At 71.6% G+C, this 11,174-nt stretch carries 9 protein-coding genes; 7 read left to right on the top strand and 2 right to left on the bottom strand.

Annotated features, from left to right (window positions below; translation table 11 throughout):
* A partial coding sequence (locus CCN72_RS14630; RefSeq protein WP_086807901.1) for a ComEC/Rec2 family competence protein occupies positions 1-1,756 on the top strand: 1,756 nt, incomplete at its 5' end.
* On the opposite strand, the gene CCN72_RS14625 is transcribed toward CCN72_RS14630, so the two are convergent.
* Complete coding sequence (locus tag CCN72_RS14625; protein ID WP_202442996.1) at positions 1,753-2,292, bottom strand: DUF3761 domain-containing protein; 540 nt, start codon at positions 2,290-2,292, stop codon at positions 1,753-1,755. The genes CCN72_RS14630 and CCN72_RS14625 overlap by 4 nt on opposite strands.
* Positions 2,293-2,546: 254 nt before the next feature.
* Here CCN72_RS14625 and CCN72_RS14620 point away from each other — a divergent pair, with 254 nt between their 5' ends.
* The 3 genes from CCN72_RS14620 to holA all read left to right on the top strand — a co-directional run bounded on the left by CCN72_RS14620 (position 2,547) and on the right by holA (position 4,846).
* Entirely contained in the window at positions 2,547-3,437 is an 891-nt protein-coding gene (locus CCN72_RS14620) for a YceI family protein (RefSeq protein WP_086807902.1), read from the top strand.
* Positions 3,438-3,478: 41 nt separating this feature from the next.
* Positions 3,479-3,724: a hypothetical protein gene (locus CCN72_RS14615; RefSeq protein ID WP_085564693.1), complete on the top strand. Its 246-nt coding sequence runs from the start codon at positions 3,479-3,481 to the stop codon at positions 3,722-3,724.
* Positions 3,725-3,856: 132 nt separating this feature from the next.
* Positions 3,857-4,846: a DNA polymerase III subunit delta gene (gene holA / locus CCN72_RS14610; RefSeq protein WP_197697387.1), complete on the top strand. Its 990-nt coding sequence runs from the start codon at positions 3,857-3,859 to the stop codon at positions 4,844-4,846.
* 447 nt (positions 4,847-5,293) lie between these two features.
* Here holA and rpsT read toward each other — a convergent pair whose 3' ends face one another.
* Entirely contained in the window at positions 5,294-5,560 is a 267-nt protein-coding gene (rpsT, locus tag CCN72_RS14600; RefSeq protein ID WP_037655051.1) for a 30S ribosomal protein S20, read from the bottom strand.
* A 227-nt stretch (positions 5,561-5,787) separates the two neighbouring features.
* Between rpsT and lepA the strand changes: the two genes are divergently transcribed.
* From lepA to CCN72_RS14580, 3 genes are all read left to right on the top strand, one after another.
* Positions 5,788-7,662, top strand: a complete 1,875-nt coding sequence (gene lepA / locus CCN72_RS14590) for a translation elongation factor 4 (protein ID WP_086807899.1) — start codon at positions 5,788-5,790, stop codon at positions 7,660-7,662.
* A gap of 271 nt (positions 7,663-7,933) precedes the next feature.
* Entirely contained in the window at positions 7,934-9,811 is a 1,878-nt protein-coding gene (locus CCN72_RS14585; RefSeq protein ID WP_086807898.1) for an AMP-dependent synthetase/ligase, read from the top strand.
* A gap of 161 nt (positions 9,812-9,972) precedes the next feature.
* On the top strand, positions 9,973-11,174 hold a 1,202-nt coding region (locus CCN72_RS14580; protein ID WP_208638007.1), incomplete at its 3' end, for an ATP-binding protein.

The following is an 11,174-nucleotide window of genomic DNA, read 5'->3' as shown; positions in this document are numbered from 1 at the left end:
GCTGCTCGCCCTGCTCATCGGCCCGCCAGGGCTGGCCCGGCTGACCGAACGCCGGGGCCTGGCCCCGCGGCTGGGGCTCTCCCTCAGGGCGACCGCCCTGTTCGCGGGGGCGCTCACGCTGGGATTCGTGCTGGTGTGCCGGCCCGACCCCAGCGTGCTGCGGGCCGCCGTCTGCGGAGCGATCGCGCTGCTCGCCCTGGCCACGGGCCGCCGCAGATCCCTCGTCCCGGCCCTGGCCACGGCCGTACTGCTCCTGGTGCTGTACGACCCCTGGCTCGCCCGCGGCTACGGCTTCCTGCTCTCCGTGCTGGCCACCGGCGCCCTGCTGGTACTGGCCCCGGGCTGGAGCGAGGGGCTGCGGCGGCGCGGGGTGCCACCGAGGCTCGCCGAGGCGCTGGGCGCGGCCGCCGCGGCACAGGCGGTGTGCGCGCCGGTCGTGGCGGTGCTGTCGGCCCGGGTGAGCCTGGTGGCGGTGCCGTGCAATCTGCTGGCCGAGGCGGCGGTGGCGCCCGCGACCGTGCTGGGGTTCGCCGCGCTGGCGACCGCGCCGGTGGCGATGCCCCTGGCCGAGCTGCTGGCCTGGGGCGCGAGTTGGCCGACCCGGTGGATCGCCGGTGTCGCCAGAGCCGGGGCCGCGCTGCCCGGCGCGGGCGTGGACTGGCCGGGCACCTGGCCGGGGGCGCTGCTGCTCGCGGCGGTCACGGTGGCCGTCGTCCTGGCCGGGCGGCGGCTGGTGCGGCGCCCGTGGTGGTGCGGGCTGTTCGGGGCGCTGCTCCTGCTGGCGCTGGTGCGCCCCGCGCCGCTGACCCGGGTGGTGACGGGCTGGCCGCCGCCGGGGTGGCGGTATGCGATGTGCGATGTCGGGCAGGGTGACGCGACTGTGCTGGCGGCGGGCGCCGGCGCGGGGGTGGTCGTGGACGCCGGGCCCGATCCGGCGGCGGTGGACCGCTGCCTACGGCAACTGGGCATCAGCCGCGTCCCCCTCCTCGTGCTGACCCACTTCCACGCCGACCATGTGGCGGGGCTGCCCGGGGTGCTGCGGGGGCGGGAGGTGGCCGCGATCGAGACGACGGGGTTCGAAGAGCCCAGGCAGGAGGCGGAGTTCGTGAGGAGGGAGGCGGCCGGGCGCCATATCCCGGTCACCCGGGCCGTCGCGGGCGAGGAGCGGCGCACCGGACCACTGTCCTGGCGGGTGCTGTGGCCACCCGCGGACACGGGCCCGCCGACGGCCGCCGGCCCACCGCCGGGTACTGGCCCACTCGCGGGGCCCGGCGTACCCGCGGGACCCGGCGTACTCGCCGGACCCGGCCCGCTTGCGGGGGCCGCCCCGCCTCCCCCCAACGGCCCGGTCGCCGCCCCCGAGTTCGACGGGCCCAACGATGCCAGCGTGGCACTGCTGGTCCGCACGGGAGGGCTGCGGTTGCTGCTGCTCGGGGACCTCGAACCCCCTGACCAACAGGCGCTGTTGAGATCTCCGGAGGCGGCGGGGATGGCCGGGGTGGATGTGCTGAAGGTGGCCCACCATGGATCGGCCTACCAGGACCCGGAGTTGATACGGCTCGTGGCGCCCCGGGTGGCGCTCATCTCGTGCGGCACCGGGAACCCTTATGGGCACCCGGCCCCGTCGACGGTGGCCGCGTTGCGGGCCGGTGGCGCGCTGGTGCTGCGGACCGACCGGGACGGGGCGCTCGCGGTGGGCGGGGCCGGGGGCGCGGGCAGGGAGGTGAGGGTGACGCGGGACGGGGCGTCCGGTTAGCGGTAGAAGACGGCCACGCCGCCGTGGTGCGAGCAGGCGCCCTGGTGATGGGCGGCGTAGGAGTAGGTGCCGTCGTTGCACAGGGCGGTGGCACCGTTGCCCGCGCTCGTCGAGCCCCCCGAGGAGCTGGAGCCGCCGCCGCTCGACGAACCGCCGGACGAACCCCCCGAAGAGCCGCTGGAGGAGCCGCCCGACGAGCCCCCGCTGCTGCCCGAACCGGCGGCCGGCGCGTGGGCGGTGACGGTCACCTTCACCTTGACGGTCTTCGTCGCCGTGACCGTCGGCGCGGGCTCGGGGGTCGCCGTCTCCGTGGCGGTGGCGGTCGCCGTGACCGTGGCGGTCGGCTGCACCCTGGCGGCCGTCGGCTTGGCGTCGGTCCCGTTGCCCTGACCGCTCGCACCGGCCCCGATACCGAGGAAGAAGGCGAGCCCGAGGGCGGGCAACACATAACGCTTCCGCGCCCACTTGGGGGCGGTCCGGGTGGGCGGCTGCGGCGGCTGCGGTGGCATGGCGTACGGCTGGTACGGGTTGCTCATGGGTCCCCCCAAGGTGCGTCGGAGGTAAGACCGTAACTCCAGATGTGATGTTCATGTGAAGTTTTCGTAAGGGAGTCGCTTGTTCGTGACGTGGTGAAGGTGATGTGAAACGGGCATTGGGCGGTCAAATGCGCTCAGTTGTGGCGCATGCGCTGGATTCCTGTGATGTGGTCCCGTGTTGCCTCGAAAGCCGCAACAGTGATCGAATGGATCTTCGGCAGCAGAAGATGTCGAGGCGTACAGGGGTGCAGTGGATGTTCGGCCGCTGGCTGGGTAACCGGACGAACGGGATACAACCGGCGAGCCCCCTGGGGGCGGTTCGGACGCCGGCCGGTGCGGGGGTGATCGGCTGCCGGGTGGTGGATCCGGTCAACCAGCCGGTCACCGGCGCCGAGTTCACGGTCAGCGACACCATGGGGCGCAAGGTGGTGGCCGGGGGGACGGATCCGTACGGATCGTTCCTGGCGACCGTGCCGGCGGGGGAGTACCGGCTCGCGGTGACGGCCGAGGGGTACACGCCCTACCGGGCCACCGCGCTGGTCGCGGAGGACACCCTCGCCTCGCTGGGCGATGTCACCCTCCAGGTCGCCCCACCACCGGAGCCCCCGGCGGCCGGCGAGTGGCAGCTCGACCCCGGACACTCCTCGATCGGTTTCACCGCGCGGCACATCGGCCTGGCCCGGATCCACGGGCGCTTCAACTCCTTCGCGGGCGCGGTGCGGATCGCCGAGCGGATCGAGCGGTCCGCGATGCATGTGGTGATCGACGCGGCGTCCATCGACACCGGGGTGCGGATGCGCGACGAGCATCTGCGGTCGAGGGACTTCCTGGACGTACTGCGGTTCCCGACCCTGGAGTTCTACAGCGACCGGCTCACCCACCGGGGCGGCAGCCGGTGGGCGGTCACCGGCGCGCTGTCGCTGCACGGAGTGACCCGCACGGTGACGCTCGACACCGATTACCTCGGGCTCGGCAACGGCATCGAGGGCGAGACGCGGGCCGCCTGCCGGGCCACCACCGAGCTGCACCGGGACGACTTCACGGTCAGCTGGCAGTCGATGCTGGCCCGGGGGATCGCGGCGGTGGGGCCGAGCATCCACGTCGACCTGGATGTCCAGCTCGTGCCCCAGGGGCCCACGGGCTGACCTGGCGATTCGGTGCCACCGGCGTGCCGGACAATGGCGGCGTGAGCGATGTGAGACATGTGCTGGTGCTGCCCGACCGGGACGCGGCGGAGGCGGTGGCGGAGGCGCTCGGGGAGCGGTTCGCCCTCGACGAGGAACCCCGGCTGCTCCGGGACGCGCTGGCCGGCGAGGACGACGCCGAGGACGCGCAGTGGCTGGTCGTACTGGCCGACGAGGAGCAGCGGCTGGACCCCCGGGAGCTGGACGAGTTCGCGGGGGAGTGGGACGGGTGGCGCGAGGAACCGTGAGGCGCGGGAAGCCGTGACCTGGGTGCCGTGAGCGGTGGGAAGCCGTGACCCCGGGTGCCGTGAGCCGCTGGGAGCGGCGGTGGCGGCAGCGGGCTCGGGGCGTTGTCGGTGGGGCGTGGGATGCTTGGTGCGATGGCCAGGAAGACTGCGAATGACGATGTTCTCGCCCCGGTGACGCTTGCCGTGGGCCAGGAGGACCTGCTGCTGGACCGCGCCGTGCGGGAGGTGGTGGCCGCCGCGCGCGCCGCCGACGCCGACACGGATGTACGGGACCTGACCCCGGACCAGTTGCAGCCCGGCACGCTCGCCGAGCTGACCAGCCCGTCGCTGTTCGCCGAGCGCAAGGTCGTCGTCGTACGCAACGCGCAGGATCTGTCGGCCGACACCGTCAAGGACGTGAAGGGGTACCTCGGCTCGCCCGCCGAGGAGATCACCCTGGTGCTGCTGCACGCGGGCGGCGCCAAGGGCAAGGGCCTGCTGGACGCCGCGCGCAAGGCGGGGGCGCGGGAGGTGGCCTGCCCGAAGATGACCAAGCCGGCGGACCGGCTGGCGTTCGTGCGGGGGGAGTTCCGTACGACGGGGCGGTCCGCGACGCCCGAGGCGTGCCAGGCGTTGTGCGACGCGATCGGGAGCGATCTGCGGGAGCTGGCGTCGGCGGTGGCGCAGTTGACCGCGGATGTCGAGGGGACCATCGACGAGGCCGTCGTCGGGCGCTACTACACCGGGCGGGCCGAGGCCTCCAGTTTCACGGTCGCGGACCGGGCGGTGGAGGGACGTACGGCGGAGGCGCTGGAGGCCCTGCGGTGGTCGCTGTCGACAGGCGTGGCGCCGGTGATGATCACGAGCGCGCTGGCCCAGGGGGTGCGGGCGATCGGGAAGCTGTCGTCCGCGCGGGGCGGTCGGCCGGGTGATCTCGCGCGGGAGCTGGGGATGCCGCCCTGGAAGATCGACCGGGTGCGGCAGCAGATGCGCGGCTGGACGCCGGACGGGGTGTCGGTGGCGATGCGGGCGATCGCCGAGGCGGACGCGGGGGTGAAGGGCGGCGGCGACGACCCCGAGTACGCCCTGGAGAAGGCCGTCGTCATCATCGCCCGCGCGGCCCGCTCACGGGGACGCGGCTAGGGCCTGTCTGACAATTCCCGTCGTCGCCCGGAGGGCGGCCGCGCGGCGTCAGGTGCGTGCTCTCGGGGTGCCGGGCGTAGGCCCTCGTACTGGACGTACTTGGGTCTGCGCCCGGTGCCGCGAGAGTGCGTGCATGGCGTCGCGCGGCAGACGGGAATTGTCAGACAGGCCCTAGGCCCCCTGCCGAGGCTCCGCGCACCACCTGAAGCCGTCGGCCGCGGGCAGGCTCCACGGAAGCCGCCTCCCGGCATGAAGCCGGCCCCCGGCATGCCGAGAACCCCGCCTCCCGCCCTGGGGAAGGGCGGGTGACGGGGGTCTCGGTTCACGATGCTGAAGCCCCACCCGCGTGGCGAACGCAGGCCGCGTGAGGCTTCGGGGCTGCCGGTCGGGAGCGGATGAGAGAGGGCCCGCTCTTGGTCTTTCCGGCGGTCAGATCAAAGGGGTTGTTCAGCCCTTGATGGACGCGACCTTGGAAGCAAGCGCCGACTTCTTGTTGGCGGCCTGGTTCTTGTGGATGACGCCCTTGGAGACGGCCTTGTCGAGCGCACGCGCGGCGGCGCGCTGAAGCTCGGTCGCCTTGGCGGTGTCACCCGCGGCAGCGGCCTCGCGGGCCTTGCGGATCGCGGTCTTCAGGGAGGACTTGACGGCCTTGTTGCGCAGCCGGGCCTTCTCGTTGGTCTTGATCCGCTTGATCTGGGACTTGATGTTCGCCACGAAGGAGCCTTTTCAGGTTCAGGCACGGGGCCGCAGGGGTCCCGTGCCGGTGATCCAAAATTTCTCTGATCGTGCCTCGGGCCGAGAGGGCATGAGGCACAGCCATCTACAGTACCAGTGGCCCTGCGAGCGGCCCAAAACGCCCTTCGGTCCCTCCGCGTGGGACCATGGAGACTACGTATCGATCCGACCCGAGGCATAAGGCGCCTCAAGAGACAGGACCCTGCGTGCCCGCGACCCCTAACCACGTGCCCGAGCCGAGCCGTACCGCCCCGGCGCTGATCCGCAATTTCTGCATCATCGCGCACATCGACCACGGCAAGTCCACGCTCGCCGACCGGATGCTCCAGCTGACCGGCGTGGTCGAGCAGCGGCAGATGCGTGCTCAGTACCTCGACCGGATGGACATCGAGCGCGAGCGCGGCATCACGATCAAGTCCCAGGCGGTGCGTCTGCCCTGGGCCCCCACCGAGGGCCCCGACCAGGGCACGACGCACATCCTCAACATGATCGACACCCCGGGGCACGTCGACTTCACCTATGAGGTCTCGCGGTCGCTGGCCGCCTGCGAGGGGACCGTCCTCCTCGTCGACGCCGCCCAGGGCATCGAGGCGCAGACCCTCGCCAACCTCTACCTGGCGATGGAGAACGACCTCAAGATCATCCCCGTGCTCAACAAGATCGATCTGCCGGCCGCCCAGCCGGAGAAGTTCGCCGAGGAACTGGCGAACCTGATCGGCTGCGAGCCGCAGGACGTGCTCAAGGTCTCCGCCAAGACGGGTCTCGGCGTCGAGGCGCTGCTCGACAAGGTCGTCGAGGAGATCCCGGCCCCGGTCGGTGTCGCCGACGCCCCCGCCCGCGCGATGATCTTCGACTCGGTCTATGACTCCTACCGCGGTGTCGTGACGTACGTCCGCGTCATCGACGGCCAGCTCAACAAGCGCGAGCGCATCAAGATGATGTCGACCGGCGCGACCCACGAGCTGCTGGAGATCGGCGTCAGCTCGCCCGAGATGCTCCCGGCCGACGGCCTGGGCGTCGGCGAGGTGGGCTATCTGATCACCGGTGTGAAGGACGTCCGCCAGTCCAAGGTCGGTGACACCGTCACCAGCCAGAGCAAGGGCGCCACCGAGGCCCTCGGCGGCTACAAGGACCCGAAGCCGATGGTGTTCTCGGGTCTGTATCCGCTGGACGGCTCTGACTATCCGGAGCTGCGCGAGGCCCTGGACAAGCTCCAGCTCAACGACGCCGCCCTGGTCTACGAGCCGGAGACCTCCGCCGCCCTCGGCTTCGGCTTCCGCGTCGGCTTCCTCGGCCTGCTGCACCTGGACGTGATCCGCGAGCGCCTGGAGCGCGAGTTCGGCCTCGACCTGATCGCCACCGCCCCCAACGTGGTCTACCGCGTGGTCATGGAGGACGGCGCCGAGTACACGGTGACCAACCCGAGCGAGTTCCCCGAGGGGAAGATCGACGAGGTCTACGAGCCGGTCGTACGGGCCACGATCCTCGCGCCCACCGAGTTCATCGGCGCGATCATGGAGCTGTGCCAGACCCGGCGCGGCACCTTGCTCGGCATGGACTACCTCTCCGAGGACCGCGTCGAGATCCGCTACACGCTGCCCCTCGCGGAGATCGTCTTCGACTTCTTCGACCAGCTGAAGTCCAAGACCCGCGGCTACGCCTCGCTCGACTACGAGCCCACCGGCGAGCAGTCCAGCAGCCTGGTCAAGGTCGACATCCTGCTGCACGGCGACAAGGTGGACGCCTTCTCGGCGATCACCCACAAGGACCAGGCGTACGCGTACGGCGTGCGGCTCGTCGCCAAGCTCAGGGAGCTGATCCCGCGGCAGAGCTTCGAGGTGCCGGTCCAGGCGGCCGTCGGCTCCCGGGTGATCGCCCGCGAGACCATCCGCGCCATCCGCAAGGACGTCCTCGCCAAGTGCTACGGCGGCGACATCTCCCGTAAGCGCAAGCTGCTGGAGAAGCAGAAGGAAGGCAAGAAGCGGATGAAGATGGTGGGTTCGGTGGAGGTTCCGCAGGAGGCCTTCATCGCCGTCCTCTCCAGCGATGACAGCGCGGGGTCGGCCAAGGGCAAGAAGTAACCGAAGGTAACAAACGATTGCGTCCGCAAAACGGACAGCAGGGGGCCCGTCGTGCGAAAGCGCGGCGGGCCTCTGCGCGTGGGTGTGGTCACTCCGCGTCGACACTGAGGGGAAAGAGACAGGGTGAAGCCCCTTACGCAGCGGGCGGTCGCGCCTTACTCTGATGCCTGCTCGATAGTTACTCGCGAGTTAAACAACAGCTCGAACCCCACCGTGAGTTAACCCAGCCGCACGAGTACCAACCGCGCTGTCGCGGGCCCCGGAGGATGTCGTGAGCGACACACAGACCCAGATCGAGAACCGTCCGCCGTCCGTCGCGGCCCTCTTCCTTGAGCGCGTCGCGGCGACACCGGACGCCGAGGCCTACCGCTACCCGGTGCCTCCCGCCGCCGGGCAGGGCCCGGACGACTGGAAGTCGCTGAGCTGGGCCCAGTCGGCCGACCGGGTGTACGCGATCGCGGCCGGACTCACCGAGCTGGGCATCGAGCCCGAGCAGCGCGTGGCGCTCGCCTCCTCCACCCGGGTCGAGTGGATCCTCGCCGACCTCGGCATCATGTGCGCCGGCGGCGCCACCACCACGATCTACCCGCAGACCAACGCCGACGAGTCCGCGTTCATCCTCGCCGACTCCGAGAGCCGGGTGCTGATCGCCGAGAACGCCGCCCAGGTCGCCAAGGCGGTCGAGAAGCGCGCCGAGCTGCCCGAACTGATCAAGGTCGTCGTCGTCGACCCGGCCGGTGTGCCCGAGGGCGACGACTGGGTGATCACCCTCGCCGAGCTGGAGAAGCGCGGCACCGCCTACCTGGAGCAGCACCCGCAGCTGATCAAGGAGCGGGTCGGCGCGATCACCAAGGACCAGCTCGCCACCCTCATCTACACCTCCGGTACCACCGGCCGGCCCAAGGGCGTACGGCTGCCGCACGACAACTGGTCGTACATGGCCAAGGCCATCGTCTCGACCGGGTTCCTCGGTCCGGACGACGTGCAGTACCTGTGGCTGCCGCTCGCGCATGTCTTCGGCAAGGTGCTCATCTCCGGCCAGATCGAGACCGGGCACGTCACCGCCGTGGACGGCCGCGTCGACAAGATCATCGAGAACCTCCCGGTGGTGCGGCCGACCTACATGGCCGCCGTGCCGCGCATCTTCGAGAAGGTCTACAACGGTGTCGCGGCCAAGGCCCGGGAGGGCGGCGCGGCCAAGTACAAGATCTTCCAGTGGGCGGCCGAGGTCGCCCGCGAGTACGCCAAGGCCGAGCAGGACAACTTCCGGCACACCGGCAACCGCACGGTGCCCTTCGGCCTCGCCGCCAAGCACAAGGTCGCCGACACCCTCGTCTACGCCAAGATCCGCGAGGCGTTCGGCGGCCGGCTGCGCGCCTGTGTCTCCGGCTCCGCCGCGCTCGCGCCCGAGATCGGCTACTTCTTCGCCGGCGCCGGCGTCCATATCCTGGAGGGCTACGGCCTGACCGAGTCCTCCGCGGCCTCCTTCGTGAACCCCGGGGAGGCGTACCGCACCGGCACGGTCGGCAAGCCGCTGCCCGGCACGGAGGTGCGGATCGCGGACGACGGCGAGATCCTGCTGCGGGGCCCCGGCATCATGCAGGGCTACCACAAGCTGTCCGACAAGACCGCCGAGGTGCTGGAGTCCGACGGCTGGTTCCACACCGGCGACATCGGCGAGCTCTCGCCCGACGGGTATCTGCGGATCACCGACCGCAAGAAGGACCTGATCAAGACCTCCGGCGGCAAGTACGTCGCGCCGGCCGAGGTCGAGGGCCAGTTCAAGGCGGTCTGCCCCTACGTCTCCAACATCCTGGTGCACGGCGCCGACCGGAACTACTGCACCGCGCTCATCTCCCTGGACGAGCTCGCGCTCGCGGAGTGGGCCAAGGAGAACGGCCTGGGCGGCAAGCCGTACGCCGAGATCGTCGCGGCGCCGCAGACCGTGGAGATGGTCGACGGGTACGTCCAGCAGCTCAATGCCGGGCTCCAGCGCTGGCAGACCATCAAGAAGTTCCGGCTGCTGCCGCGGGATCTCGATGTGGAGCACGGCGAGATCACGCCGAGCCTGAAGCTGAAGCGGCCGGTGGTGGAGCGGGCGTACAAGGGCCTGATCGACGAGATGTACGCCGGGGCGCGGGAGAAGTAGGGCACTCGCTCGGGCCCGGTTCAGGGGTGCGTTTTTGGCCACCGGCGCTCGAAAAGGTTCTCCTTACGATGCCGTCCTAGCACGCTTCTCGGCCATGCGTGGCCACTTCGGTGACTTCACGCTTATGCGCGACCCCCGTCTGTCACCCTGGCCGCATGGACATGGCGGCCATACCCACGCAGCGGGAGACGGCGGGCCGGGCGCGCGGACACGCCGCGTTGCCCGGCAGTCCGCTCGCGCCGGGCTCCGCGCGGGCCCTGGTGCGGGCCGCGCTGGCCGAGGCACCCGTGGCGCCCCGGCTCGTCGACGACGCCATGGCGGTCGTCAGCGAGCTGGTCACCAACGCCGTGGTGCACGCGGGCACCGAGATATCCCTCGACTGGTGCCTGGAGGACGGCGGAACGTTCCTGGTCGAGGTCGGGGACCAGCACCCGGCCCGGCCACCGCGGGACGCGACCGCGGGCGAGCCGTCGTACGACACCCTGGAGTACGGCCGCGGGCTGCGCCTGGTCGGGGCGCTCGCCGAGTCCTGGGGGGTCACCTACCGCACCGGCGCCAAGTCGGTGTGGGCCAGGCTGCCCCGGGGCGGCAGCGAGCCGCCGGCCGGCGGTGGGGCGCTGGACGCGCTGGAGGTCGCCGAGGCGCTGGCCCCGCAGTCGCAGCGCACGGACAGCGACCGGGACTGGCTCGGCCGGGGCGCGCTGTCCTTCCTCGCCGAGGCGTCCGACCTGCTCGCGGGCCAGCTGGACGAGAACCTGGTCACGGCCCTCACCGGCCAGCTGATCGTGCCCCGGCTCGCCGACTGGTGCGCGGTGTGGCTGGAGGACGAGGCGTCGGCGCGCGGCGGGTCCTGCGACGGCCCGGCGCGGGTCTGGCACGCCAGCGAGAACCGCATCGAGGAACTGCGCCGCACCCTGGAGAAGGAGCCGCCGCAGCCCGGGGACGGGGTCGGCTTCGGGCCCTCGCCCTACCCCTGGCCCGGTGACGCGCTGGGCCCCCAGGGCGCGGACGGTACGGCGCTGGCGTACCGGCTGGTCGCGGGCGGGCGGCCGCTGGGCACGCTGGTCATCGGGCGGTGCGGGCTCGCGCGCTTCCCCGACGAGATCACCGGCCTGGTGGAGGATCTGGGCCGCCGGGTGGCCCTCGCCATCGGCGCGGCCCGGCAGTACGCCCGGCAGGCCACCATCAGCGCCATCCTCCAGCGCGGGCTGCTGCCCGGCGCGGTCGCCGAGATCCCCGGGATGAGCAGCGCGCTGGTCTACGAGCCGTGCGACAAGAGCGGCCCCAGCGGCGACTTCTACGACCTGTTCCCGGCGGGCGACGGCCGCTGGTGCTTCGCCATCGGCGATGTGCAGGGCAAGGG

It is taken from the genome of Streptomyces murinus, from assembly GCF_002154555.1.
Taxonomy (GTDB): Bacteria; Actinomycetota; Actinomycetes; order Streptomycetales; family Streptomycetaceae; genus Streptomyces; species Streptomyces murinus.
The sequence above is the reverse complement of the archived record's forward strand: the minus strand, read 5'-3'. Positions and strand labels throughout refer to the sequence as shown.